The organism is Paraburkholderia panacisoli (assembly GCF_008369935.1).
Classification (GTDB): domain Bacteria; phylum Pseudomonadota; class Gammaproteobacteria; order Burkholderiales; family Burkholderiaceae; genus Paraburkholderia; species Paraburkholderia panacisoli.
In genome coordinates, this window is record NZ_VTUZ01000010.1 from 113,261 (window position 1) to 139,004 (window position 25,744).

The 25,744-nt window shown below is 64.9% G+C and carries 25 protein-coding genes and 1 pseudogene; 11 read left to right on the plus strand and 15 right to left on the minus strand.

Features of this window, described 5'->3' with window-relative positions:
- Position 1: 1 nt before the first annotated feature.
- Positions 2-775, plus strand: a complete 774-nt coding sequence (locus FVF58_RS16925; RefSeq protein WP_149671021.1) for a TetR family transcriptional regulator — start codon at positions 2-4, stop codon at positions 773-775.
- Positions 776-835: 60 nt separating this feature from the next.
- Here the strand turns inward: FVF58_RS16925 and pcaC are convergent, their stop codons facing one another.
- The 5 genes from pcaC to FVF58_RS16950 all read right to left on the minus strand — a co-directional run bounded on the left by pcaC (position 836) and on the right by FVF58_RS16950 (position 5,052).
- Entirely contained in the window at positions 836-1,234 is a 399-nt protein-coding gene (gene pcaC / locus FVF58_RS16930; protein ID WP_149671022.1) for a 4-carboxymuconolactone decarboxylase, read from the minus strand.
- Entirely contained in the window at positions 1,231-2,022 is a 792-nt protein-coding gene (pcaD, locus tag FVF58_RS16935) for a 3-oxoadipate enol-lactonase (RefSeq protein ID WP_149671023.1), read from the minus strand. Before pcaD ends, pcaC begins: the two co-directional genes overlap by 4 nt.
- Positions 2,023-2,027: 5 nt before the next feature.
- The gene (locus FVF58_RS16940) at positions 2,028-3,407 is read right to left on the minus strand and encodes a 3-carboxy-cis,cis-muconate cycloisomerase (protein WP_149671024.1); all 1,380 of its coding nucleotides are present in this window, start codon (positions 3,405-3,407) and stop codon (positions 2,028-2,030) included.
- A 264-nt stretch (positions 3,408-3,671) separates the two neighbouring features.
- Positions 3,672-4,331 carry a 3-oxoacid CoA-transferase subunit B gene (locus FVF58_RS16945; RefSeq protein ID WP_149671025.1) on the minus strand — a complete coding sequence of 220 codons (660 nt, stop codon included), beginning with the start codon at positions 4,329-4,331 and terminating at the stop codon, positions 3,672-3,674.
- Between the two features lie 13 nt (positions 4,332-4,344).
- Positions 4,345-5,052, minus strand: a complete 708-nt coding sequence (locus tag FVF58_RS16950; protein ID WP_149671026.1) for a 3-oxoacid CoA-transferase subunit A — start codon at positions 5,050-5,052, stop codon at positions 4,345-4,347.
- A gap of 448 nt (positions 5,053-5,500) precedes the next feature.
- Between FVF58_RS16950 and FVF58_RS16955 the strand changes: the two genes are divergently transcribed.
- The 3 genes from FVF58_RS16955 (at position 5,501) to FVF58_RS16965 (ending at position 8,883) form a co-directional block, all read left to right on the plus strand.
- Positions 5,501-6,430 (plus strand): LysR family transcriptional regulator, encoded by a 930-nt coding sequence (locus tag FVF58_RS16955; RefSeq protein WP_149671027.1) that lies wholly within the window; start codon positions 5,501-5,503, stop codon positions 6,428-6,430.
- Positions 6,431-6,620: 190 nt separating this feature from the next.
- Entirely contained in the window at positions 6,621-7,259 is a 639-nt protein-coding gene (folE, locus tag FVF58_RS16960; RefSeq protein ID WP_149671028.1) for a GTP cyclohydrolase I FolE, read from the plus strand.
- A gap of 592 nt (positions 7,260-7,851) precedes the next feature.
- Positions 7,852-8,883 carry a VTT domain-containing protein gene (locus FVF58_RS16965; RefSeq protein WP_149671029.1) on the plus strand — a complete coding sequence of 344 codons (1,032 nt, stop codon included), beginning with the start codon at positions 7,852-7,854 and terminating at the stop codon, positions 8,881-8,883.
- Positions 8,884-8,955: 72 nt separating this feature from the next.
- Here the strand turns inward: FVF58_RS16965 and FVF58_RS16970 are convergent, their stop codons facing one another.
- Both FVF58_RS16970 and FVF58_RS16975 read right to left on the minus strand, forming a co-directional pair.
- On the minus strand, positions 8,956-10,530 hold the full coding sequence (locus FVF58_RS16970) for a GGDEF domain-containing protein (RefSeq protein WP_149671030.1): 1,575 nt from the start codon (positions 10,528-10,530) through the stop codon (positions 8,956-8,958).
- Between the two features lie 157 nt (positions 10,531-10,687).
- Positions 10,688-11,554 carry a CHAD domain-containing protein gene (locus tag FVF58_RS16975; protein WP_149671031.1) on the minus strand — a complete coding sequence of 289 codons (867 nt, stop codon included), beginning with the start codon at positions 11,552-11,554 and terminating at the stop codon, positions 10,688-10,690.
- Positions 11,555-11,835: 281 nt separating this feature from the next.
- On the opposite strand from FVF58_RS16975, the gene FVF58_RS16980 reads away from it, so the two are divergent.
- Together FVF58_RS16980 and FVF58_RS16985 are read left to right on the plus strand one after the other, a co-directional pair.
- The gene (locus FVF58_RS16980; protein WP_149671032.1) at positions 11,836-12,429 is read left to right on the plus strand and encodes a short chain dehydrogenase; all 594 of its coding nucleotides are present in this window, start codon (positions 11,836-11,838) and stop codon (positions 12,427-12,429) included.
- Positions 12,430-12,632: 203 nt separating this feature from the next.
- A complete protein-coding gene (locus FVF58_RS16985) occupies positions 12,633-14,219 on the plus strand; it encodes an inorganic phosphate transporter (protein WP_149671033.1) in 1,587 nt (528 codons plus the stop codon).
- A gap of 108 nt (positions 14,220-14,327) precedes the next feature.
- Here the strand turns inward: FVF58_RS16985 and ppk2 are convergent, their stop codons facing one another.
- Both ppk2 and FVF58_RS16995 read right to left on the minus strand, forming a co-directional pair.
- The gene (gene ppk2, locus FVF58_RS16990) at positions 14,328-15,254 is read right to left on the minus strand and encodes a polyphosphate kinase 2 (protein WP_149671034.1); all 927 of its coding nucleotides are present in this window, start codon (positions 15,252-15,254) and stop codon (positions 14,328-14,330) included.
- 238 nt (positions 15,255-15,492) lie between these two features.
- On the minus strand, positions 15,493-15,897 hold the full coding sequence (locus FVF58_RS16995) for a VOC family protein (RefSeq protein WP_149671035.1): 405 nt from the start codon (positions 15,895-15,897) through the stop codon (positions 15,493-15,495).
- Positions 15,898-16,026: 129 nt separating this feature from the next.
- On the opposite strand from FVF58_RS16995, the gene FVF58_RS17000 reads away from it, so the two are divergent.
- A complete protein-coding gene (locus tag FVF58_RS17000; RefSeq protein ID WP_149671036.1) occupies positions 16,027-17,070 on the plus strand; it encodes a S1C family serine protease in 1,044 nt (347 codons plus the stop codon).
- A 76-nt stretch (positions 17,071-17,146) separates the two neighbouring features.
- Here the strand turns inward: FVF58_RS17000 and FVF58_RS17005 are convergent, their stop codons facing one another.
- The 5 genes from FVF58_RS17005 to FVF58_RS17025 all read right to left on the minus strand — a co-directional run bounded on the left by FVF58_RS17005 (position 17,147) and on the right by FVF58_RS17025 (position 22,075).
- Complete coding sequence (locus tag FVF58_RS17005) at positions 17,147-18,577, minus strand: MFS transporter (RefSeq protein ID WP_149671037.1); 1,431 nt, start codon at positions 18,575-18,577, stop codon at positions 17,147-17,149.
- Positions 18,578-18,753: 176 nt separating this feature from the next.
- Positions 18,754-19,518 (minus strand): phosphocholine cytidylyltransferase family protein, encoded by a 765-nt coding sequence (locus FVF58_RS17010; RefSeq protein ID WP_149671038.1) that lies wholly within the window; start codon positions 19,516-19,518, stop codon positions 18,754-18,756.
- A gap of 27 nt (positions 19,519-19,545) precedes the next feature.
- Positions 19,546-20,565 (minus strand): lysylphosphatidylglycerol synthase domain-containing protein, encoded by a 1,020-nt coding sequence (locus FVF58_RS17015; RefSeq protein WP_149671039.1) that lies wholly within the window; start codon positions 20,563-20,565, stop codon positions 19,546-19,548.
- Positions 20,562-21,377: a HalD/BesD family halogenase gene (locus FVF58_RS17020; RefSeq protein WP_149671040.1), complete on the minus strand. Its 816-nt coding sequence runs from the start codon at positions 21,375-21,377 to the stop codon at positions 20,562-20,564. Before FVF58_RS17020 ends, FVF58_RS17015 begins: the two co-directional genes overlap by 4 nt.
- Positions 21,374-22,075 carry a CDP-alcohol phosphatidyltransferase family protein gene (locus tag FVF58_RS17025; RefSeq protein WP_149671041.1) on the minus strand — a complete coding sequence of 234 codons (702 nt, stop codon included), beginning with the start codon at positions 22,073-22,075 and terminating at the stop codon, positions 21,374-21,376. Before FVF58_RS17025 ends, FVF58_RS17020 begins: the two co-directional genes overlap by 4 nt.
- Before the next feature lie 240 nt (positions 22,076-22,315).
- Here FVF58_RS17025 and FVF58_RS17030 point away from each other — a divergent pair, with 240 nt between their 5' ends.
- Positions 22,316-22,747, plus strand: coding sequence for a hypothetical protein (locus FVF58_RS17030; protein ID WP_149671042.1), 432 nt, complete (start codon positions 22,316-22,318; stop codon positions 22,745-22,747).
- 46 nt (positions 22,748-22,793) lie between these two features.
- Here the strand turns inward: FVF58_RS17030 and FVF58_RS17035 are convergent, their stop codons facing one another.
- Positions 22,794-23,330 carry a hypothetical protein gene (locus FVF58_RS17035; RefSeq protein ID WP_149671043.1) on the minus strand — a complete coding sequence of 179 codons (537 nt, stop codon included), beginning with the start codon at positions 23,328-23,330 and terminating at the stop codon, positions 22,794-22,796.
- A 713-nt stretch (positions 23,331-24,043) separates the two neighbouring features.
- Between FVF58_RS17035 and FVF58_RS17040 the strand changes: the two are divergent.
- The 3 genes and pseudogenes from FVF58_RS17040 to FVF58_RS17050 all read left to right on the plus strand — a co-directional run.
- Positions 24,044-24,305 (plus strand): annotated as a pseudogene (locus FVF58_RS17040) (porin); the annotation flags it as partial.
- A gap of 253 nt (positions 24,306-24,558) precedes the next feature.
- A complete protein-coding gene (locus FVF58_RS17045; RefSeq protein ID WP_188130848.1) occupies positions 24,559-24,909 on the plus strand; it encodes a sugar ABC transporter ATPase in 351 nt (116 codons plus the stop codon).
- A 141-nt stretch (positions 24,910-25,050) separates the two neighbouring features.
- Positions 25,051-25,563, plus strand: coding sequence for a metal-dependent hydrolase (locus FVF58_RS17050; protein WP_149671045.1), 513 nt, complete (start codon positions 25,051-25,053; stop codon positions 25,561-25,563).
- Positions 25,564-25,744 lie beyond the last annotated feature (181 nt).

Consider the following 25,744-nt stretch of genomic DNA (forward strand, 5'->3'; position numbering starts at 1 on the left):
CATGAGTCCCACCGCCGTCCGCAAGCCGGGCGCCACCGGCATCCGTGCGAAACAGGCGCAGGACACTCGCGCCAAGCTTCTGAAAGCGGCAATCAAGGTCTTCGCGAAACAGGGTTATGCAAGCGGCCGCGTCGAAAGTATTTCGAAGGCCGCGCGTTCGCACGACCGCATGATCTATTACTACTTCGGCAGCAAGGAGCAGTTGTTCGTCGAAGTGCTGGAAACGATCTACACGCAGTTCAACGAAGCGGAAAGCAAACTCGATCTCGATCTGGACGATCCGGTGCACGGTCTCGAACAGATGGTCGAATTCGTCTGGGAGTACTACCTCGATCATCCGGAGTTCGTCACGCTGCTGTCGAGCGAAAATCTGCATCAGGGCAAGCATGCGAAAAAATCGCTGAAGCTCAAAGAGATTTCGGGCTACGCGATTTCGGTCGTGCAAAAGTTGCTGGACGCGGGTCACGCGCAAAACGTGTTTCGCGCCGACGTCAGGGCGCGCGACGTATATCTGATGATCGCGTCGCTCGGCTATTTTTATAACGCCAATCAGTACACGTTGGGCGCGTTCCTCGGCGAGCCGCTAATGGACAAGGCGGCGCTCGAACATTGGCGCGAGGTTATCAAGGACACGGTGTTGCGTGCGGTGCGATTGCGGTTGCCGGAGAGCGCGGCGGCGAATCCGGCGGCGGGCGCAACTGCGGCTGCGGTCACGGCTTCGGCGAATCACAGCGGAAAGGAAAGCGAAATCGAACACGGGCGCGGCGCTGCATAAAAAAACGCGCGCCGGACAAGCGGCGCGCGTCTCTCATCTCAAGACCACAAACGTACAGCGTTACGGCTTCGCTGCTGCCGCCGCGTCGTCTTCGCGAAACAGCTTGTCCGCGAGGTGAAACGCCGAATTAGCCGCCGGCACACCGCAATAGATCGCCGTTTGCAGCAGCACTTCCTTGATCTGCTCGCGCGTCACGCCGTTGTTCTTTGCGGCACGCAAGTGCAGCGCAAGTTCTTCGCTGCGATTGAGCGCGACCATCATCGCGATGGTCAGCAGACTGCGCGTATGACGCGGCAAGCCGTCGCGCGTCCAGATTTCGCCCCACGCATAGCGGGTGATCAGGTTCTGAAACTCGTCGGTCAACTCAGTGCGATTCGCGAGCGACCGGTCGACGTGCGCGCTGCCCAGCACCGAGCGACGCACACCGAGCCCGGCCTCGTAGCGGTCTTCGTCGTTCATTTCGTCTCCGTCAGGAAATCGACCACGGTCTTCGTGAAAGCGTCGGCCTTCTCGATGTTGGAAATGTGCGCAGCGTCCAGTTCGACGTAACGCGCGCCCGGAATCGACTGCGCGAGTTCGCGGCCTTGCGCGGGCGTCGCGGCCAGGTCGTGCGTGCCGCTGATCACGAGCGTCGGCAGCTTGATGCCGGCCGTTTCAGGACGCAGATCGGTCGCGTCGATCGCGTCGCAATTCGATGCGTAGCCTTCCTTGTCGGTGTGCACGAAGACATCGCGAATCATCGCCAGCACCACCGGCTCGCGGTCGAAGTAGTCAGCCGTGAACCAGCGCGGCAGAACCGCGTCGGCCAGCGCAAGCATGCCTTCGCTGCGCGCCTTCGCGGCGCGCGGCACCCACACTTCCGGCGAACCGATGCGCGCCGCCGTATTGCACAGCACCACGCGGTCGAAACGCTCGCCATGACGCGCGGCCAGCGCGACGCCGGTCAGGCCGCCCATCGAGAGCCCGCAGAAATTCGCGCGCGCGATCTTCAGCGTATCCATCAGGCCGAGCACGTCGCCGGTCAGCTGCTCGATCGTGTACGGACCCTTCGGCGCTTCCGAGTGGCCATGACCGCGCGTGTCGTAGCGCAGCACGCGGAAGTGTTTGGACAGCGCCGCGACTTGCGGCGTCCACATGGACATATCGCTGCCGAGCGAATTCGACAACACGATCCACGGTGCGTGGCCGTGACGGTCGCCGTCGATTCGATAGTGCAGCTCGGTGCCGTTGACTGCGGCGTAGGGCATGCCGGTTACTCCTTGCAATGGGCGCGCTGGGCGCGCGTGGTGTGAAGTGCCAGCGCGGCGTCCACATAAGCATGCGCCTGGCCGACGTATTGAGCGGGATCGAGCAGTTGCTTCAGGCGCTCGAGCGGAAGATGCGCGGTGACGGCCGGGTCGGCGGCGAGCACGTCGAAGAGCGTCTGCCCATCACGGATCGCGGCTTTCGACGCGCGCTCGACGAGATGATGCGCGTCGAGCCGGCCGATGCTGTCGCCGAGCGCGAGCATCACCGCTTCGCCGAGAATCAGGCCATGCGTGACGTCGAGATTGGCGGCGAGGCGCGGCACGTTCACGTTCAGCCCGGCGGCGATCTGTTCGATGTTGGCGAGCGCGCCGCCCGCGAGACGCGCGAGGTCCGGCAGCGCGTCCCACTCGGCTTGCCAGCCGCCGAGCGCGCGCTCGTGCTCCTGCACCATGCCGGCGAACACGGTGGCGACCAGCCCCGGTGCGCGCGTCGCGGCGGTCAGCACGGCGGCGCAGCCGACCGGATTGCGCTTGTGCGGCATCGTCGACGAACCGCCCTTGCCGGCCGCGGCGGGCTCGGCCAGTTCGTCGATTTCGGTTTGCATCTGCAGCGAGATGTCGCGCGCGATCTTGCCCAGCGTGCCGATCAGCATGCCGAACAGCGACGCGGTTTCAGCGATGCGGTCACGCTGCGTGTGCCACGGCAAGGTGGGCACGGCGAGGCCGAGTTCTTTCGCGAGCGACTGCGTGACTTGCGGCGCGGCGTCGCGCAGACTCGCGAGCGTGCCCGCCGCGCCGCCGAATTGCAGCACCAGCACGCGAGCGCGCAGCGCATCGAGCCGCTCGCGATGACGCAGCAGCGCGTCGAGCCATTGCGCGAATTTCAGGCCGAGCGTGATGGGCAGCGCCTGTTGCAACCAGGTGCGGCCGATCATCGGCGTCGCGCGATGGGTGGCCGCGAGTTTCGCCACGGCGTCGCAGGTGGATTGCAGGCTCGCGTCGAGCAGATCGAAGGTGTCACGCAGTTGCAGCACCGTCGCGGTGTCGATGATGTCCTGGCTCGTCGCGCCCCAATGCACGTATTTCGACGCTTCGGCGTCGGCCGCCTTGACGCGCGCGGTGAGCTGCTTGACGAGCGGAATCGCGAGGTTGCCGCCGAGCGCGGCGTCGCGCGCGAGCGCGTCGGCGTCGAGCTGATCGGCCTGGCAGGCCGCTTCGATCGCGGGCACCGCGGACTGCGGAATCACCTGATGTGCGGCCGAAGCCCGCGCGAGCGCGGCTTCCACGTCGAGCATCCGTTGCAGCGTCGCACGCGGCGCCCAGATGTCGTTCATCGGCTGTGTGCCGCAAAGAAGGCCGGTCAGACGGGCGCTGGAGTCGAGCATGATGACGTCGATGTTCGAGGGAATCGGGAGTGAAGGTTGCGTGCGGACAGAGCGCGCTGCGTCAGGATGCGATACGTCTGACGCAAGCGCCGGAACGCTAAAGCACCGGCCGCCGCCGCATGGCCGGTACACAGTACCGCACACGGTGCTGCGGCGTATTGTGCGCCAAACGCGGCCGGCTTGTCGCCGAGCTTGTCATGCAAGAGCGCATGAGACTGCCGCCTCATGCGCTCTTGCGTAGCCGGAAGACCTGGCGGGGCCGCGTCAGGCCGCGCGAGCCGCTTGCGTACCGTCGATCAGCGGCACGCCGGTCAGCTTGAGCAGCTCATCGAAGTCGATGTCCGAAAAGATCTCGCGCACCACGAGGCCCTGCTCGGTCACGTCGATCATCGCGAGGTCGGTGTAGATGCGGTCGACGCAAGCCACGCCCGTCACCGGATACGTGCACTCGGCGGCGATCTTGCTTTCGCCCTGCTTGGTCAGGTGCTCCATCATCACGTACACCTGCTTCGCGCCGATCGCCAGATCCATCGCGCCGCCGACCGCGGGAATCGCGTCGGGCGCGCCGGTGTGCCAGTTCGCCAGATCGCCCTTGGCCGACACCTGGAACGCGCCGAGCACGCAGAAGTCCAGATGGCCGCCGCGCATCATCGCGAACGAATCCGCGTGGTGGAAGTAAGCGCCGCCCGTCAGCAGCGTAACGTGCTGCTTGCCGGCGTTGATCAGTTCGTCGTCTTCCTCGCCTTTGGCGGGCGCCGGGCCCATGCCGAGCAGGCCGTTTTCGCTGTGCAGGAAGATTTCCTTGCCGGCGCCGAGGTGGTTGGCCACCAGCGTCGGCACGCCGATGCCGAGGTTCACGTAAGCACCTTCGGGGATGTCCAGCGCAACGCGCTTGGCCATTTCATCGCGGGTCAGTTTTTTCATGTCGGTCTCCGGTTCAGGCAGCAGCGTCGTGAGGATTGGGCGTGGGGGCATGTGCCGCTTGCGGCACTGCAATCACGCGCTGCACGAAAATGCCGGGGGTTACGATGTTTTCCGGATCGAGCGCGCCGAGCGGCACCACTTCCGACACCTGCACGATCGCGGTTTTCGCCGCGCTTGCCATGATCGGGCCGAAATTGCGAGCGGTCTTGCGATAGACGAGGTTGCCCCAGCGATCGCCCTTGTACGCCTTGATGAGCGCGAAGTCGGCATGCAGCGGCGACTCCAGCACGTAATGCCTGCCGTCGATCAGACGGGTTTCCTTGCCTTCGGCGAGCTTGGTGCCGTAAGCGGTCGGCGTGAAGAAACCGCCGATGCCCGCGCCCGCCGCACGGATGCGCTCCGCGAGGTTGCCTTGCGGCACCAGTTCGAGTTCGATCTCTCCCGCGCGATACAGCGCGTCGAACACATACGAGTCGGTCTGGCGCGGGAATGAGCAGATGATCTTGCGCACGCGCTTGGCCTTGAGCAGCGCCGCAAGGCCGATGTCGCCATTGCCCGCATTGTTGTTGACGATGGTGAGGTCGCGCGCGCCCTGCTCGATGAGCGCGTCGATCAGCTCGGACGGCATGCCGGCCGTGCCGAAGCCGCCGATCATGACGGTCGCGCCATCGTGGACATCGGCGACCGCCGATTGAAGTGACTCGAAAATCTTGTTGATCATGTCGAATTTCCTTTTGGGGCGCTGCATGCCGTGGAGCTGACTGCCGTGTGGGCCGGCAGCGCTGCCGCGGAACGGTCTCCGGGCCAATGCGGGCGGCGGCGGCTCGCGCAGTGGAGAATGCAAGCTGGCGCCTTCGGTGGGTTCACTGCCGATTTGTTCGCAGTATGAACATGGATTCGTTTAGCGAACGTTCCGGCGATTATGGTTGCCCTTCGGGCGGGTTGTCAAGGCAGGGAAATCCCCTTAATCATAGGTTCTGGCCCGCGACAATGACGGGTTCGTTGCGCGTGAGCCCGAGCAACGTGGGGGCCCGCTGCACCGAGCCGCACGTCGGCCCGCCAGAGAAAAACCCACTATCCACATGGGCGATTTCTCGACTACCCTCTATGTCAATCGCGAATAGCCATACACTCCCAGCCTTATCCAGCGCCGCAGGCAAATCAACAGCATGTCCGAGACACAACTGGATCTGAACCTGATCCCCTATCTGGTCGCGATGGAAGACACCCGCAACGTCAGCCGCGCCGCCGAACAGCTCGGCGTGAGCCAGCCGCGCGTGAGCACCGCGTTGGGCCGCCTGCGGGAATACTTCAACGATCCTCTGTTCGTGCGCACGTCCAAAGGCATGGAGCCCACGCCGCGCGCGCTCGCGATCCTGCCCGCCGCCCGCGACGCGCTGCTGCGCATCGAGAAAGGCATGCTCGACGTGCAGGACTTCGATCCGGCCACCAGTACCCATACCTTCTCGCTCGCGCTGTCCGATGTCGGCGAGATCGTGTTCCTGCCGCGGCTTCTGCAGATCTTCGCCGAACGCGCGCCGAGCGCGAATCTGCGCTCGGTGACGTTGTCGCCGTCGCAGGTGGAACGCGGCCTCGAATCGGGCGACGTCGACCTCGCGGTCGGCTATTTCCCGGACCTCGCGGGCAACAACTTCTTCCAGCAGCGGCTCTTCACGCACCGTTTCATCTGCCTGATGCGCACGGGGCATCCGCTGTCCAGGGCCCCGCTCACGCTCGCCCAGTTCGTGGCCGCCGGTCACGCGGTGGTGCGCGCCGAGGGCCGCAGCCAGGAAATCCTCGAACAGTACCTGGAAAAGAAACGCATCAAGCGCCGCGCGGTGCTCGAAACGCCGCACTTCATGAGCCTGCCGTTCATCCTCGCGCGCAGCGATCTGCTCGCGACGGTGCCGCACGCGATCGGCTTCGCGTATGTGTCGGAGCATGCGTCGATCACACTGGTCGAGCCGCCGCTGCCGTTGCCGCGCTTCGATCTGCGCCAGCACTGGCATCGCAAGTTTCACAACGATCCGCGCCTGAGCTGGCTGCGCGGCGTGGTTGCCGAGCTGTTCAACGACGCGATGGACGAGTGGCCGAAGTGACTCCATCCGGGACTATCCGGGAACGCTCCTGGGCGGTCCCGAAGCAGTCCCAACGATAGCCCCAACGCGGGCGCCCCGACTCCCAAAGGGGACATCGACACGATTGAACGCAAAACATGGAACAATGGCCGCACTCATTGAACCCGCGCGCTCCGTACAGGGTCGACGCGCGATCCCGGAGGAGCGACGCATGACCAGCAGCAAGGCAAAGAAAACCAAACCCGCAGCGGCCGCGCAACGCCCGAGCCGCGATGAAGCTGAAGCCGCCGTTCGCGTGCTGTTGCGCTGGGCCGGCGACGATCCGCAGCGCGAAGGTCTGATCGATACGCCCGGGCGCGTGGTGCGCGCGTACGAGGAGTTCTTCGCCGGCTACCAGGTCGACCCACGCGAGATTCTCGCCCGCACCTTCTCCGAAGTGGACGGCTACGACGAGATGATCGTGCTGAAAGACATCCGCTTCGAAAGTTATTGCGAACATCACATGGTGCCGATCATCGGGCGCGCGCACGTCGCGTATCTGCCCGGCCATCGGGTAGTCGGCATCTCGAAGCTGGCGCGCCTCGTCGATGCGTTCGCCAAGCGGCTGCAGATCCAGGAAAAGATGACCGTGCAGATCGCCGACACGTTGAACGACGTGCTGCAACCGGAGGGCGTCGGCGTGATACTCGAAGCGGCGCACCAATGCATGTCGACGCGCGGCGTGCACAAGGCCGGCGTGACGATGGTCACGTCGCGCATGCTGGGCACGTTCCGCACCGATCCGTCGACGCGCAGGGAGTTTTTGGCGATCGTTGGGAACCCGGGGGTGGTGTCGGTCGCGAATACCTGAGCGGAAGCCGCGGGGAGCGGCGGCCCGGGGTTCGGGTGTTTCGTGCAGCCACTTTGGGCAGCACGCTCACGCGGCCACTTCGGCCGCTGCTTTAGTGGCCCCTTCGCGCCGCGCAGGTCGGCGCGAGCGCGGTCGTCGTCGGGCCGGGCTTGGGCAACGCTGACCTGCGTGGCGCTCGCATATCCACTCACGCAACCCGGGACGGCCCTCACGGGCACGTAACCCAGCGCGCGGCGCGTTCGCATCGACGGGCAAGCCGGTCCCGACCATCGTCATCGCTCGAAGCAGGCACCCTGTCTATCCCAGGTTCATGCGCGGACGCCCCCAGTCCCGGCCGAACCGGCACCCAACCCGCGCGTCAACCCCGCCGCCCTCGCGAGCCTCGCCACGAGCCGCTCGCCGCGAATCCGCCCGCGCGTTCATGCGGTCGCCCCCTACGTCGTCCCGGCCCACGATCCGTCGGGTATGCTGAGCGCACGGAGCACCGGTTGGACAAACGATCCACCGGCCCGCGCGCCGGGAACAGCCCTTGCATGAGCGTCGGGCAACCCCGGAACACGCCGGCCCAACCGCATTAACAGGAGCTCCTCAATTGGTAGAAATTCCGTCTTCGGCGATTTCAACCTGGGGCGGCGCAGCCGTGTTTGTCAACGTCACGTTGACGCGTCTCGGCGTGCCGATTCCAGCGGTTCCGATGCTGCTGTTCGCGGGCTCGGCGATCGCCGCGGGCACCCTCTCCTTCTGGCCGATCCTCGGCGCGGCGGTCCTCGGCGCGATGATCGGCGACGGTGCCTGGTTTGCCGCCGGCCGCCTCTATGGCCGTGAGCTGCTCGCCGCGCTCGGCCGTCTGTCGCCCGCCGTCGATTCGAAAGTCGAGACCGCCCGCTCGTTGTTCGAGCGCTTTGGCGTGCCGCTCGTGTCGGTCTCGAAATTCGTCCCCGGGCTCGGGCTCATCACGCCGCCGCTGATGGGCACCACCGCCGTCGACAGCCGCATCTACGCAATCTGGGATCTGACGAGCGCGGTTGCGTGGGCCACGTTCTGGCTGCTCGGCGGCGCCGCCGCGGAGCGGGAGCTGCACATGCTGCTCGAGTTCGTCAAATCGCGCGGCGGCACGGTCGTCGATATTCTGTTGGGCACGGGGTTGATTTACCTGCTGTACCGTCTGCAACTGCGACGCCGCGCGCAGCGCAAGTTCGCGGACGCGGCGGCGCAACGTGCCGCTCGTGCAAGGCGCCGCATTCCGGCGCCCAAGGTGCTCGACGCGCGTCCCGCCGGGCCGGTGTTCGACGCGCCGCGCCGCATACCCGGCGCGCTGGCGCTCGATCCTCACTCGCCCGAGCAGTTGGACAACGCGCTGCGCGCCTTTGACAGCGTGATCTACTGCATCTGCCCGGACAGCGCGACCGCCAGCGAAGTCACGCAGCGCATGCGCAGCAATGGCTACACGCGGATTCGCGCCTTGCACGGCGGGCTCGACGCATGGCAGCGGCGCGGCTTTCCGGTCGAGCTGCTGGCATCGGCGGAAGAACCGGGCGGCAAACGCGTGCCGCAGTCACGCGGCGACGCGCGTGACGCGATCACGCTGCGCGGATTCGCGCCACGCAGCAGTCCAGGCACGTGAGGCTGGCGGCGGGGCACGCGTTGGCTGCTGCCACGCCGCGATCGGTGCTCCCGCTCACATTCGCATTCACGCTCACGCCGACGAGTCCTGCGCCATCGAACGCGCCGTCCACTGCGCCGAGCAGATCCGGTTGCGCCCGCCCGTCTTCGCTGCGTAGAGCTGCCGGTCGGCGGCGGCCAGCAGATCGAACGCGTTCTCGCCCTCGGCCGGCACACAGGTTGCACAGCCGATGCTCACCGTCACCGCGATGTTCTCTCCGTCGCTCTGCACCACATGCAGGCCCTGCACCTTGCGGCGGATTTTCTCCGCGACGCTGTGCGCGCCCTCGGCCGCCGTCTCCGGCAACACCACCGCGAACTCCTCGCCGCCATAGCGCGCCACGACGTCGATCGAGCGCCGCACCGTCGCCGCGATGCATTCGGCAACCGCGCTCAACGCCTCGTCGCCGCACGCATGGCCGTACGTGTCATTGAATTGCTTGAAGTGATCGACGTCGATGAACAGCACCGACAACGGCCGCCCGCTGCGCCGCGCGCGCCGCCATTCTTCGTCGAGCCGGGAATCGAGCACGCGGCGATTGCTGAGGCCGGTCAGCGGGTCGGTGGCGGCCAGACGCAGCAGCGCGGCCTGCGCGCGTTGCTTGTCGCGCAGCGCGAACGCCAGCAGCCACGACACCATCACGAACACCGCGCCCAACGTGAGCGTCGCCGCGCCGGCAATCCGGCTGCGATGCCACCACGGCGCGAGCACTTCGTCGACGGCGGGCGCCACGGCCGCGATCAGCGGCGTGCCCGGCACACGCGCGAAGGTGTAGATGCGGCGCACGCCGTCGATCGTCGAATCCGCCACGTAGCTGCCGGCGTTGCGCTCGGCCATCGTGACGAAGGTCGGCAACTTCGCCATGCTCGAGCCGATGTCGCGCGGAAAAAACGGCTTGCGCGCGAGCAACGTGCCGTCCTGCATCACGATGAATACGGAGCCCAGTTCGCCGGTGTCGATCCGGTCGAGCAGATGCTGGAAGTATTCGATGCGGATCGCCAGCAGCGCGACGCCCGCAAAGGCGCCGCTGGCGTCGTCGATGCGCCGCGTGAGCCCGATCGTCAGTTGGCCGTCGCGCAACCGCGAGTGAAACGGGTGCGAGAAAAACAGGCCCACGTCGGGATTGCGCTGATGAGCCAGAAAATAGTCGCGGTCGGCGAGGCGAACGCCGGCGTCGATCTCGTCGCTCTGCGACAGGATCACCGCGCCGGTCGGGCCGATCACATAGGCGCCTCCCAGGTAGGCCGCCGTGGTCGCGCGGTCGAACAGCATCGCGCGGCGCACGCCGATGGGCAGCGTCGACGCGGCCGCCACGCGCGCGCCATCCACCATCGACCGCAACGACAGGTCGTAGATCTCGACATTGCGTTCGAGGTCGGAGGAAATGATCGCGACAAGGTTTTGCGAAGTTTGACGCGCATGATCGAGCGCGTCGGCGCGGCCCATCGCCAGCGTGAGCAGCGTCAAGCCGGCCATTGCCAGCGCGACCACGGTCCCGGCCATCCCGGCGACCAGTGGATGGTTGCCCATGTACCGCGTCACCCCGCCCCCGGCCGCGCGCAGCAGCTTGCGCAACCGACGACGCAGCGAAAGCGTTTGACGTGCCACGTGCGCAGCGCCTCCTTCGCAAGTGATCCGCGACGCCGGCCGTTTCAGCGCCGACGCACGGGCTTCGTTGGCTCCCCTTCGGTGGCCCTCGCTGCGTTTAGCTCGCATTAAGCGCGCCGCCCGGCGACGGCTGCGGACGTAGCGCGCATCATCATCTTCACAGCAGTCCAGCGGCTGTGCGCAGGCGGCGTTTGCGCTCTTTGTCCAGCCAGTCAAGCGCCGCCCCGGTGTCGAGACCGGCCAGCAACGCGGTGTGATCGCGTAGCAGCCCCTCGCTTGCAACGACATCGTTCAGCGCACCGAAGCGTTTCTGAATCTGCTTCAGGCGCTTCATCGTGTGCTTGCGGCCGCCCTTCAAAACCGGCTCGAAAAAATCGAGCAGATAACGCAGCTTCTTGGCGGCTTTCCTGACATCGTGAAAGGCGGGGTAGTTGGAGCGCTTCGCGCGGCTCGCGCGTTGCATGCGTTTTTTCAACGAACGCTGCGCCGCGTCCACACGCCGGGCGGCGAATTTGCGCAGCGGCACGCGCTCATGGGCGGTATTCAATTCTTTCGCGGTACTGCTCAGCGCGTCGCGCAGCAGATTTTTGACATCGGCATTCGCGAGCGTTTCGCGACTGGCCGTGAAAGCGCCGTCGCGCACTTCCAGGAGCCTCGGCGCCATGGCTTGCGCGCCGCTGTCCTCCTGCGTCAGCAGTTCGATCAGGATGTCCCAGTCGCGCGTCTTGCCGGCCGCTGCCGCAAGGTACTTGAACAGCGCGCGTTGACGGGTATTCTCGGCCTGCTCGACCAAGGGGTCGAATGCCCACCACAGCGAGCGCAAACGCCGCAGCGAAACGCGCAGCTGGTGCAGCGCTTCGGGCGACGTGTCTTCGCGTACCGCATGCGCGAATTCGATCGCGCGATCGACGAGGGGTGCTGCATACGACACGAAGGCCGCTTGAGCCGACTGCGCCTGGCTGCTGGCGCCGGCTGGTTCGCTCGCGGCGGACTGCCTGACCGCCTTGCCGCTGTCTCGCTTCATTGCTGCTCCCCTGAATCCACTACTCTCCTTTGAAGCGTAGCAAAAATAGGTCCTTCCTTACGCAAAAGCGCAGGCATTTAGCGGGCGGCACGCGTCGAAAGAGCGCGATGCATGTTGTTCAGGCGTGGGGTTTGCGTCCCATCTCGTGGCCGCATCGCATGGCACCGCACACCGCGAGAGGCTATTTTTAAACCTATGATCCGGCACACTGGGCCGACGCGCGAGTCCGCGCGGCATATCGGCCGGACTGTCAGCGCGCATGGCTTACCTCAGGAGGATGTATGCGAATACTTATCGTCGGTGCAACGGGGCTGATCGGCGGCGAGATCGTCAAGCTGCTCTCAGCCGAACACGACATCGTCACCGCGAGCCGCAAGGGCTCCGATCTGCACGTCGACCTGTCCGACAAAGCCAGCATCGAGTCGATGTACCAGCAGGCGGGCACGTTCGACGCCGTCATCTGCGCGGCAGGTGCGGCGAAATTCGCGCCGTTGGCCGCGCTCTCCGACGAAGACTTCGCGTTCAGTCTCGCCAACAAGCTGATGGGCCAGGTCAACCTGGTGCGTTGCGGCGCGGCTCACGTGTCGCAAGGCGGCTCGTTCACGTTGACGAGCGGCGTGCTCTCGCAACAGCCAATGCAAGGCAGCGCGGCGGTGAGCATCGTGAATGCGGGCGTGGAAGCGTTCGTCCGTTCGGCTGCGCTCGAATTGCGCGGCAAGGCCCGCGTCAACGCGGTCAGCCCAGGCTGGGTTGCCGAAACGCTGGAGTCGATGGGCCGCGATCCGTCGCAAGGCGTGCCTGCCGCGATGGTCGCGCAGGCGTACAAACGGAGCCTCGGCGGCAGCGCCAGCGGCGAGGTGATCGGCGCTTCCTGAGCGCCTGACCAATATAGGTCTTTTCGGATCTCCGGCTATCCTTATCCGCCACCGGCCACGCGGCGAATCGGTGCACGCGCCCCGTCCGGCGGGCCCGAAGCCCGCGCAGAGGGGTTGCGCCCGAGCGTCACGCCACTGTCATCATTTCGACACGCTGGCCCCGCAGGATCGTAAGTTCCGCGACAAACTCTGGGGCTCACGTCATGCCGGAACTTTCGTATCCGCAACCTGGTGCTGCAGGCGGCAAGGGGCGCAATCTCAGCCTCCTCGTCTTTATCGCCGTGATCGTTGTCGGTGCAGTCTATTGCGCCGTGCATCTGATGGACGATTTGCAATCGGTTCGAGAGAGCTCGGTTCTGCCCTTTATGTTGCTCGGCGTCGCGCTGCTGATCGCGCTCGGTTTCGAGTTCGTCAACGGCTTTCACGACACCGCCAACGCGGTCGCCACCGTGATCTACACGCACTCGCTGACGCCCAACCTCGCGGTGGTCTGGTCCGGTGCGTGGAATTTCCTCGGCGTGCTGACCTCGAGCGGTGCGGTTGCATTCGGCATTCTGCAATTGCTGCCCGTCGAGCTGATCCTGCAGGTGGGCAGCAGCGCCGGCTTCGCGATGGTGTTCGCGTTGCTGATCGCCGCGATCATCTGGAATCTCGGCACCTGGTATTTCGGACTGCCATCGTCCAGTTCGCACACGCTGATCGGCTCGATCATCGGCGTGGGCCTGATGAACCAGTTGATGCATGGCGCCAACGGCACGAGCGGCGTCGACTGGAACCAGGCGCTCGGCGTCGGCAAGTCCTTGCTGTTCTCGCCACTGGTGGGTTTTCTCGCGGCCGCTTTGCTGCTGCTGATCCTGAAAGCGGTGGTGCGCGTCCCCGAGTTGTACGCGGAGCCCAAAGGCAAGGCGCCGCCGCCGTTCTGGATTCGCTGCCTGCTGATTCTGACCTGTACGGGCGTGTCGTTCGCGCACGGTTCGAACGACGGCCAGAAAGGCATGGGCCTCATCATGCTGATCCTGATCGGCACGGTGCCGACCGCGTATGCGCTGAACAAGGCCGTCACGCCGGCGGAAACGCAAAACTTCATCGCGGTCGCGCAGCAGACCGCGGCGACGCTCGCCCACTACACGCAAGGCGCCGCGCCGTCGGCGAATCCGCGCGCCGATGTCGAAGCGTTCGTGCGCACCCGCCAGTTGACGCCCGCCACGTTGCCCGCGTTGCAGCAATTGACCGAGCAGATCGGCAAGCAGGTCAGTGCATCCGGGTCGATGGCCGGAGTGCCGCAAAGCATCGTCGATAACGTGCGCAACAACATGTACGTCGCGTCCGAAGCGATCCGCCTGATGCTGAAAGCGCAACAGCCGGCGTTCTCGCCGGAGCACGCCAAGGTCATCGCCAACTTCAAGACGCAAACCGATCACGCCACCAAGTTCATCCCGACGTGGGTCAAGGTGGCCGTGGCGATTGCGCTCGGTCTGGGGACGATGGTCGGATGGAAGCGCATCGTCGTGACGGTCGGCGAGAAAATCGGCAAGCAGCATCTGACTTACGGCCAGGGCGCGTCGGCCGAAGTGGTGGCGATGGTGACGATCGGCGCCGCCGACATGTACGGCTTGCCGGTCTCGACGACGCACGTGCTGTCCTCGGGCGTGGCCGGCACGATGGCGGCCAACGGCTCGGGCCTGCAATGGGGCACCGTGCGCAGCCTGGTGCTCGCCTGGGTGCTGACGCTGCCGGCGTCGATCGCGCTGGCGGCGGGTCTGTACTGGGTGTTCCGGATGGTGTTCTAACGACGCCCTGCCCGATGGCCGGTTTCGGGACCGGCCCGGCCTTGCGTTGGGTCCTGACAATGAAAAAGCGCGGCTTGCCCGCGCTTTTTCATTTGCACCACGAACCGCTCAATACATTTCGGGCACGATCATCGAGCCGGGCACCGGCTGGCGGCTGTACTCGTCGTGATAGACGCGCGCCGGCAATTCGATCTGCGGGTGCTCGATCTCGTGATACGGCACCTGGCTCAGCAGATGATGAATGCAGTTCAGACGCGCGCGCTTCTTGTCGACGGCCTGCACGACCCACCACGGCGCCTCCGGAATATGCGAGCGCTGCAGCATCACTTCCTTGGCCTGCGTATAGGCTTCCCAGCGGCGCCGGCTTTCCAGATCCATCGGACTGAGCTTCCACTGCTTCAGCGGATCGTGAATGCGGTTCTGAAAGCGGATTTCCTGCTCTTCGTCGGTAATCGAAAACCAGTATTTGAGAATCTGCACGCCGCTGCGCACCAGCATCTTTTCGAATTCCGGCACCGAGCGGAAAAACTCTTCATACTCTTCGTCGCTGCAAAAATTCATCACGCGCTCGACGCCCGCGCGGTTGTACCAGCTGCGATCGAACAGCACCATTTCGCCGCCCGCCGGCAGGTGCGACACGTAGCGCTGGAAATACCATTGCGTGCGCTCGCGATTATTCGGCGCCGGCAACGCCGCCACCCGGCACACGCGCGGATTGAGCCGCTGCGTGATGCGCTTGATCGCGCCGCCCTTGCCCGCCGCATCGCGCCCTTCGAAGATGACCACGAGGCGATGGCCGGTCTGCACGATCCAGTCCTGCAGCTTGACGAGTTCGCCCTGCAAGCGGAACAGCTCGCGGAAATACACCTTGCGCGCTTCGCGATGCTCGGGTGTGAAGCCATCCGCGCCGTCCATGATGCGGTCGTCGACCTCCATTTCGAGTTCCTCGTCGTAGGCATCGATGAGGTCTTCCTCGAAACGGCGCTGCCGCTCTGCCAGCCACTCGGCTTCAGGTCTCGAATCCTGCTCTTTCATTGCGGCTCTCCAGGCATCAGAAATGGTTAAGCGCGCGGCGGCCAGCGCGACGCGAACGCGTTCGATTATCGAAGCACCAGGTGTCAGCCGTGTTACCGCCGCGGCTACCGGGCGGCCCGCGGGTGTCGGGCGCGCGTTGGCGAGAGCACTGCATGCTTGTGCACGCGTGCGGTTAGCACGCGTAGTGAACGTTCATGATAGCGAGTTTTGCACGACTGTCCGGCGCTAATGCAATGGCCTAGCGCAATGGCCGCGCGAAACTGAGTTCGTGGCCGTCCGGATCGGTGATGTGGAAATAGCGCTCGCCCCACGGCGCGTCGGATGGTTCGAGCGATGGTTTCAGTCCGGCGGCCAGCGCTTTGCGGTAGATCGCGTCGACGTCCGATACGTAGAAGATCACGCGGCCCCACCAGTTGACCGGCGCGCGCGCGTCAGCAATCAGGTTCAGGTACGAACCGCCGAACGCGAACGATGTAAACGCCTCACGCGGACCGCCGTACTTGATCGGAAAGCCGAGCGCTTCATAAAACGACACCGAGCGCGACATGTCGTGCGTGGCGAGCGTGATCGCACTGAGCGATTCGATATGCGATTCCGTCGAGGTCGATGCGGTGGCGGAGGATGACGGCGTGGTTGCTGGCATTGGGTGTCTCCTTGTGGCCTGAGCGTTCAAAGTGTCTCACAGCCGGCTCCAACCCACCCTACCCCCACCCGCCCTTGAAAACCCCCGCCGCGCCCTGCATCTGCGGATCCGCCAATCCGGAGCATCGCCATGGGAAGCCGTCCACGCTTCATCGATGACCTGTCGCGCGCCGCATCCGACGCCCCCGGGCCGCACCCACTCAACCCCTTATCCGACGACGCCCTGCTCGACGCGTATTCCCGCACCGTGATCGGTGCGCTCGAACGCGTCCAGCAGGCGGTCGCCTTCATCTCCGTCGAACGCCGGCTGCCCGGCGAGCCGTCCGGGCGCGACCGAGGCGCGCGCGGCGGCACCGGCTCGGGTTTTCTGTTCACGCCCGACGGCTACCTGCTGACCAATAGCCACGTCGTGCACGGCGCCACGCACATTCGGGTGACACTCGCCGACGGCGCGAAGTTCGACGCCGATCTGGTCGGCGACGACCCCGGCAGCGATCTGGCCGTGTTGCGCATCGGCTCGCCGGAGCCGTTGCCGCATGTCGAACTCGGCGAATCGTCGAAGCTGCGCGTGGGCCAGATTGCGATCGCCGTCGGCAATCCGCTCGGGCTCGCGCAAACCGTGACGACGGGCGTGGTGTCGGCGCTGGGCCGCTCGCTGCGCTCGAACTCCGGCCGCATGATCTACGACGTGATCCAGACCGACGCCGCGCTCAATCCAGGCAACTCGGGCGGCCCGCTGATCAATTCGGCGGGCCAGGTGATCGGCGTCAATACCGCGATCATTCCCGGCGCGCAGGCGATCTGTTTTGCCACCGCGATCGACACGGCCAAATGGGTCATCATGCAGATTTTCGCGCATGGCCGTGTGCGGCGCGCCTATATCGGCGTGGCCGGCACCACGAGGCCGCTATCGCGTCGCGTGCAGCGCTATTTCGGTTTGAGTTCGGAAAGCGGCGTGCACGTGATGGAGATCGTCAAAGGCAGTCCGGCGGCGCTCGGCGGTCTGCGCACCGACGACACCATCGTCGCGATCGACGCGCAGGCCGTGCACGACGTGGATAGTCTGCAACGCACGCTCGACGCGTCGCGTATCGACAAGCCGGTCAACGTGACGGTGCTGCGCGGCGCGCAACGGCTCGAACTGACGTTGACGCCGGTCGAGCAGGCGGGCTGATCGATGTAACGCTCCGGGCGCTTGCAGCGCGGCTTGCGAAGTCACGACATTTCGGAAGGTGCGTACCTCCTACGCTTCACGCACCTTCTGCACCTTCGTTCACCTTCACGCGCCCGCGATGGCCGCGAGCGATCTCATCGCCTGCACCTTGCGGCAAACGCGCGGTGACCGGAATCGACAGGAACGAGAACAGGCCGACCACGAGGAACGCGGGCCAGAAGTCGGAGAACACGATGGTCGAATGGCCCTGTACGTTGTGCGAAATTTGCAGCACGATGCCCGCGATCGTCACGCCGAGTCCCAGCGAAATCTGCTGGATCACACTCGCGACACTCGTCGCACGGCCGACATCGCTGCTCGGAATATCAGCATAGGCCAGCGTGTTCAACGACGTGAACTGCAACGACGGAAAGAAGCCGCCGAACAGCACGACGCACCAGATCAACCAATGCGGCGTGCCCGGAAAGAACAAACCGTAGACCGCGATCGCGAGGCCCGCGCAGCCCGCGTTGAACATCAGCACGGTGCGAAAGCCGAAGCGTCCGAGAATGCGTGAGGCCGCCGCCTTCATGAAGATCGATCCGAACGCGGACGCGCAGGTAATCGACCCAGCGCGGAACGCCGTCATGCCCAGGCCTTCCTGCAACGCAAGCGGCAAGAGAAACGGCACCGCGCCGAGCCCGATGCGAAACAGCGAGCCGCCCGCCACGCTCGCATGAAAACTCGGGATGCGCAGAAGCCGCAGATCGAGCACTGGCAATTCGACGCGGCTCGCGTACAGCGCGTACAGCACCAGCAGCACCACGCCGGTCGCGCACATGCTGATCGACACGCGGTTCGACACCAGTTCGCCACCCACCAGCGAGAGCCCCAGCATGAACAGCGACGCGCCGCTCGCGGACAGCACGAAGCCGATCCAGTCGAGCCGGCCGGGGTGCGCCTCGCGCACGTTGGCGATGTGCTTGTTCGCGAGCCAGATGCCCAGCAGACCGATCGGAATATTGACGACGAAGATCAGCCGCCAGTGCAGATACGTCGTGATGAAGCCGCCGAGCGGCGGTCCGATCACCGGCCCGAGCAAGGCCGGCACCGTCAGATAGTTGACCGCGCGAATGAACTCGGACTTCGGCACCGAACGGAAAATGATGATGCGGCCCACCGGCACCATCATCGCGCCGCCAATGCCTTGCACGAAACGCGCGACCACGAAGGTGCCGAGCGACGTGGACGCCGCGCACATCAGCGAGCCGGCCATGAAGACGCCGATGGCCGTGCGGAACACCGTGCGCGAACCAAAGCGGTCGGCCACCCAGCCGCAGATCGGGATGAACACGCCGAGGCCGATCACATAGGCCGTGACCGCGAGCTTGAGGGTGATGGGATCCTGGCCAAGATCGCGCGCCAGAACGGGCAGGGACGTCACGATCACCGTGCCGTCGACGTTTTCCATGAACATCGCGCACGCGACGATCAGCGGAACAATGAATGCGCCTAAAGCGAGAGGCATTGGCGGGACGAGGGGCTGCTAGGCCGTCGATGTAAAGCGACGATTATGGCATTGCAGCGCGCAACATAGGTGGTTGCGTTGGGGACTTTGCGTGCGCGAGCGCGCAACGCGACGAAGGGGAACCGACGTGCGGCCGGTTCCCCTTCGTCATGCAACGGGATGCTTCAGACAGCCGCTTAGCGCGACGCGCTGACGAGCGGTTGCAATTGCGGCAGGATCTCGGTGCTCGCGCGAGCAACATCGTTCGGAAAGTCGATTTCGATCCACGGCGCGCCGGTCACGTCGGCGGTGTCGAACACCTGGCTGCGCTCCAGCAGCAGATCGCGCACGGCTTCTTCGTGCGGCATGTTGGACCGGCCGCTTTCGACATAACCCGCCACGATCTGCGTGAAACGTCGCGCGGTCTCCTCGCGGAAACGGAAGAACCCGACCGACTCGCCAATCGTGTCGTACTGGAGATTGACCGCAAGCTGCTTGCGCAATTCGACCGGCACGCCGTCTCTCAGACACAGCTTCACGGGCTCGTCGCCGGTTTCGAAATCGCGGTCGATCAACAGCCGGTTGACCGTCTCACCGGCCACCAGCGCGCTCAGAATGCGCTCGTCATAGAGCACGTCGGCGTCCATCAGCAGCACGTCGCCGCCGCGCGTGAGCGCATCGGCCACCGTATGCACCGTCAGCACGCTGCCCAGATCGAAACGCGGGTTCAGCACGGTCTCCACCTTGTGCGGCCAGTTGATGCGCTCCAGTTCCGCCCGCACCGATTCCGGCTGAAAGCCGAGCGCCAGCACGACATCGGTCACGCCGGCGGTTTCGAGCATTTGCAGATGCCGTTCGAGCAGGCTCATGCCGTCGAACTGCAACAGACATTTCGGGAACTGAGCTTGCGGCGGTTGCTGAAGACGCAGGCCGAGGCCCGCCGCGAGGATGATGGCACGCATGCGCGGTCCTTTGAAAAAATACCCAGATTAATCGGCAACCGGCACGCGCGCCGTGGCGCGCCGCCGTTGCCAGCTTCTTTCGCTGAAGTGCAAAACCAGCAGGCCCGGCAGACCTAGCAGGATTTCACGCGCGCGCTTGGCGAGCGACAGCGCCAGCGCCGCGTCCGGCGGCAGACCGACCAGCGGCGCGAGCAGCAGATAGCCGCCCTCCTGCACGCCGAGCGAGCCCGGAATCATGAACGCTGCGCCGCGAATCGCTTGCCCGATGCTTTCGAGCAGCAGCGCGTCGATCCAGTCGACCGGATGGCCGAGAAAGCGCAGCGCGAGCCATACCTCGACCGTGCCGACCACCCAGCCCACCAGACTCAATGCGAAACTTGCCGCGACCAGGCCGCGCTCGCGGTAGAGCGCCTCCACGGCGGCGTCGACGGCTTCCGCGCGCGTCATCAGCGCGGACCAGTCGCGCTTGCCGAATACTTTCGAGACCACGCCGAGCAGCCGGCCGAACAGGCCGCGCCGCTGCGCATAGTAGAAGCCGACGATCATCGCGCCCAGCACGCCGGTGGCGATCAGCGTCGCGGTTCGCAGATCGTGCAGTGCGCCGTGCGCGGCATAGGCGCCGAACAGCAGCAGCCCGCCGAGTGCGAAGACAATTTGCGCGAGCGCCTGCGCGGTCGTGCTGACTGTGATCACCGAGGCGGCGTCGCGCATGCGCATGCCGCGTTGGGACAGTTGACGCACCATCACCACCGGGCCGCCGATCTGCCCCGCCGGCAACAGGCTATTCACCGACTCGCCGATCCAGCGCGCGAGCAGCGCGTCGCGCAACGACGGCTCGTGATGCGCGCCGTTGCGGCGACGCTGGAACAACACCGAGATCGCACCGGCGTCGAGCACGAGCGGCACCACGTGGAACGCCGCGACGAGCGCGAGCCCCCAACCCGCTGCGAGCAGCGTCGAGGCGACCGAGCCGAACCCCTGCCACGCGAGCAGGCCGACGAACAGCGCCGTGCCGATCGACAGCAGAAACACGGCCGCGCGACTCATGCGCGATCCTTGCCACGCGATGCCATCTGACGGAACACCTGGCGGAATCCGAAGTACGCAATCGCGTCCTTCATGTTCGAAATGAAACGGCGCCACGGGCGCATGTTGGGGTCGGTGACGTATTCGAACGTGAGCGACACGCGCATCTCGTTCGGGCCGGCCGGCGTGATGCGATGACGCAGCTTGTCGCCGTCGAAAAACACGAGGCCGCCCGGCGGAATCTGCACCGAGCCCGGCTGGTCCGGCACATCGGGGTTGCGCGTATGCAGTTCGTAGTCGAGCCGGCACGATGATTCGTCGATCACGCCGAGCAGCAGCGTGTAGCGGCGGCCGTCATAGTACGAAGTATCGTAGTGCCAGCCGATGTGGTCGCCCGGCCGCGTGTAGTAATACAGCGCGTACGCGTGCGGGTCGTCGGCGGGCGACACCTGCAGTTTGTCGCCGCTCAACTGCTCCAGCCAGCCGATCAGTTCCTTCGAGCTATACAACTCGGCGATGAACGGCGCGAGACGGTCGATCGTATGACGGCTCACGCTGCCGCCCTGCTTGTGACCCGGCAGATAGTTGCGGTTCACTTCGTCGAGCAGCGCGCGCGCGCTGTGGACCAACTGGGCGGTGACTTCAGGTGCGAGGAAGTCTTCCAGATAGAGGAACGCGCCCTGGGCTGCAAAGTCTTTGCGCAGGCGCGGGTTGTCGAACGTCAGCGTGCGGCTCGCAACCGCGTGGTCGGCATTCGGGGCCACCGGCGCCGAAGCACGGGAACGTTCAACCGGCGCCCCTGCGATCACGTCGTCTTCGGCGTGCGTACTCATTCGCTCGCCCACCTTTGACGGGTTTCGGAAGTGCCGGCTTCCTTGCCCGAGGGCCGAGCGGCGCGGCGCGCAACGCGCCAATAGTCGACCACGACCCAGGCGGCGAACAGCGGCGCGCCGATCGACGCGACCACCACGAAAGGCATCACGACGTTCGTCAGCGTGACGATCGGCAGCAGGTACAGCACGTCTTCCGTTTCGAAGCCGCCGACCGATGCCTGCTGCGTGCCCGCCTTGCCCGCCATCTCCTCGATGCGCATGCGCAGGAAGAAAATCAACGCGACCGCCACGCCGGCCACCGCGCCAGGCACGCCCGGCGCGACCTTCAGTCCACCGATCTGCGCCGCGCCCACGCCGATCCCCATGCCGACGAATAACATCACGGTCACGAGCGCGTCGCACGCGAGGTCGTAAAAATGACCGATTCGACTCGACTTGCCGCCGATGCGCGCGAGTTCGCCGTCGGTGTGGTCGACGAAGTTCGACAGCACGATGAGCAGCGCGCCAGCATTGGCCCACGCGAATTCGCCGTGCGCAAGGCACAGTGCGCCTGCCAGCCCGATCAGCAAGCGCAGCGTGGTCAGATGATTCGGCGTGACCCAGGTATTCACCAACGGCGTCACGAGCCGGCGAGCGAGCCGGGCGTCCCATGTGCGGGGCGGCGGAACATTAATTTGAGGAGGGGGTTGCGAAGTCATAACCCGGAAATATATACGGGATCGAAAAAGATTGCTTTCTTCCCTTACATTTCCTGGCGGCTCTTTGGTCACCGGCATGTGTCAGCCGCCAAGCAAGATTTGCCGAATCGCGATACAGTGCGAACCCAGTTGCGCCTGTCACATGGAATGGCCTCGATGCGCAACGTCTCGCGGGTCTGGACATCGTGCCGCCGCCCGTTGCAAAACCACGACGTCGAATCCAGGTCGCCGCTTACGCTTATGAAACGCTTTATTTCTTCTGTACTCCTTCTTCTCGCGGGCGCGCTGCCGTTCAGCGCTTTCGCCGCATCGCTCGACGCGCCGCTCACTTGCAATGAGAGCGGCCATCAGTTCATCGCCGACCTCGCGCAGCAGCAGATGATCGATCCGACGCCGACACGCGTCGAACACAATTCGATCAACGCGTTCTCGCCGGCGTCCGGCGCCGATCTGACCGCGTACGGTTTCCGCGTATTCGCGGTGGTCGGCTACGAAAAAGACGACCCCATGTTCCGCGTCGGCGATGGCGAGCCGCTCGCGCGCTCGGCCTACGGCGTGGTGGTATTCGGCAGCCAATCCAAAGTGCAGGACGCACTGGCCGGCGCCGGCAGCACGGCGATCGTGCACCATGTGGCGCCGCTCGTCACGGCGATCTTCTGCAAGCGCAGCTGAAGCGCGGTCAAGCCTCGACGCAAACGCAACCGCGACCGCACGACCACTAGCCCGGACGGCGAAATTCGTTTTCCACCCACGCCGCGGCGCTCGCCTTGCTCAGCTTGAAATTGGGCGCGACCTGCACCTGCGCGAGCTGTTCGCCGAACGCGTCTAGCGCGGTCAGCAGCGCATACGGTTCGATTTCGTCAGGGACGATGTCCAGCGTGATGTCGAGTTCGTCGTTACCGTCCGCGCTCGCCACTCGCACCTGCTTGTGCAATTGCGCGCGCAGTTGCTGCTCGTGACGGCGCAGCACTTCCGATGCGGTCTTCACCAGCGTGTTGAACGCCGACGTGTCGAGCGGCTTCGGGTCTTTCTTATTGCGGCCCATCGTCCACGGTCCGACGAGCGCGGGTTCCGCTTCGCCGTCCTTGATCATTTCGACGGCCCAGCCTTCATCGTCTTCATTCTTGATGACGCGCGCGGTCCAGCCGTCGTCGCGCCACAAACGCGCTTCGTGCACGATTTCGCCCAGCTCGGACGAACCTTCCGTCGTGAGATCTGCAGCGGTGTCGGACGATGGAAGGGGTATATCGGTCATTACAGGTTCACTCACGTTCGCGGGGCGGAAAAACACATCTGAAGCCCGCAATTCTACCCGCCCGGCGCGTGCCGGCCGCGCGCACAGGACGAACGGACAAGTTCCGCTGCGCCGATCACCCAACGAAATGCTTTATTTCGCCATTCACCCGAACTTACGATTTCATTAGAAAAACCCACAAAAAAACGCGGCCCGAAAGCCGCGTATAAAATGAAAAGGCACCCTCGGTCAAAGGGCGAGGGAATTGTATAACCGCAATTGACCCGGATACTCCGTGCAATCCGGAAAAGTGAATTACGCAAAACGGCATGAATCATCGAGGGTAAGGTAATGGCTTGTAACGCCCACCCCATGCGGCTCAGCACGCACCGTCGCGAACTGGCAACGCCGCAGCGTTTGACAAACCCTCTTCGAATCAATCCATAAAAAATCTGTTCTTTTATTTCTCCGCATTTACGCAAATCGAATTAACCGTGGCGAATTCAAAAACTGATTGTTGCGCCACCCGGGATTAAAAATCCGAATACGGAAAATACACTTCGCAGCGAATCGTCACTCAACGGGCGCAACCCACGCAATCGTCGGTAAGCACTGGAATGCGATTCCCTATGCATTGTCCCGGAGTTATCTGAATATGAAAAAAAACCTCGTCGCAGCCGGCCTCATGGGCACGTACGCCGAACAACCGCAGCGCTTCGTATGACAACGGCCCGTTGAGCTTCGCGGCCTCGTACACGTTCACCGACGGCCGGATGACAGGTTCGAACGGCTCGGGCGATCCGAAGTGGCACACGGTATCACTGCAAAGCGACTACGCGCTTAGCAGGCGCAGCGACGTGTATGTGGAAGGCGTGTACCAGCATGCGTCGGGCGAAACTGGGCGACTTCGGCGCGAACGTCGCCGCTATCAATACGCTGGCGCCGTCGTCGACCGGCAACCAGGTGGCTGCGGCTGTCGGCCTGCGTCACCGCTTCCAGGTTCTCCACGCAGTGCTTGCGGCGCGAATCCAGCGGTTCGCGCCACCAGTCGGCCCGCGCGTGACACGATCACGTCGCGGGCTTTTTTATGGGTGACGGCGCTTGCGCGCGGTGGGTATACTGAGTCTGGCTGCCGCTCTTGTTGCCCACGTCGTGGCACTCGAACAGCAGCTTCGTCGCGAAGCATGACGTTGCGCTTCGCCCGCGCCCCAAGTTCCCGTGCACGACCGGGGACGCCGACGATTGGACCATGAAAAGACTTCTCCTGCTCACCTCCGCTGTTGCCGTCATTGCCTCTCTCGCTGCCTGCGGTTCAAGCGGCCCCGCCCGCGACGCGTCCCAGCCGATGCTGTACGTGTCGTCGCAACGCGCTCCCGCCTACATCGCCGAATGCCTCGAAAGCCGATTGCCGCGCGTGCGCACGTCGCATGTCGGCACAGGGACGGAACTCGCGGTCGGCTCGGACTCGAACAACTCGTACTTCGTCACGCTGACGCCGCTCAATGCGGGCTCCGTCATCAAGGTGATGCATCCCGCGAACGCACCGGACGATCCACCGGAAGCCGAAATGCGCTTCGACATCGCACGCTGCGCGACCTGATATTGCGCTCACCTGTCGGCGTCGTGAAAGCCGGGCCGCGGCGCGAATTTTTATCTCGCGCAGCGGCTATTTTTTTATCTGCTCATCTGCGAACATAGCCGCCCTTTGTCTTTCCAGCGACGCTGCTCGTCGCGAGTTTCGATGGCATCCAGCAAGGCACATCACGCGACCGGTTTCGCAGCCGGCGTGATCGCGGCGGCAGTCGTCGCGCGCATCGGCGGCGGCGAAACATTTCCCGGCATGTTGTTGAGTTTCTTCGCGGGCATCGCGGGGGGCACGGCGCCGGACTGGCTGGAGGTCGCGTGGTGGTCGCGCGCGCGGCGTCTGTGGATCACGCACCGCACATTGACGCATTGGGGCGTGGGATGGCTCGCGCTGCTTGCGGTCTCCTACCACTGGCTCGGGCATTCGATCTATGCGGCGCCTGCATTCGGCTTCGCGTGCGGCGGGCTGATGCACCTGTTCGCCGATTGGCCGAATCCGCTAGGCGTACCGTGGATTGCCGGGCGGCATTCGCTGAATCTGTGGAAGAGCGGGCATTGCGATCTGATCGTGGTGGCGGCTTCGTGGGCGGCGGCCTGGTTTATCGGCGAGCATGTGTGGTCGCATGGCGCGCATGAGTTCGCGCTGTTGCGGCATTTGCGAGCGGGGTGAACGTCACCGCGTTGCGTTCGCATTGCGCGCTGGCATCATGCTCACCAGGCCACGCGCACCAGGCGAAGGCGGGCGCGCCGTGACTCCGATTGACGAAGACCGATGCTGTTACTGCACCAGCAAGTGTGGGGCCTCGTGCCCCCCCTACCTGTATAGCGCCACGCGCCGCTGCATCGCGCAC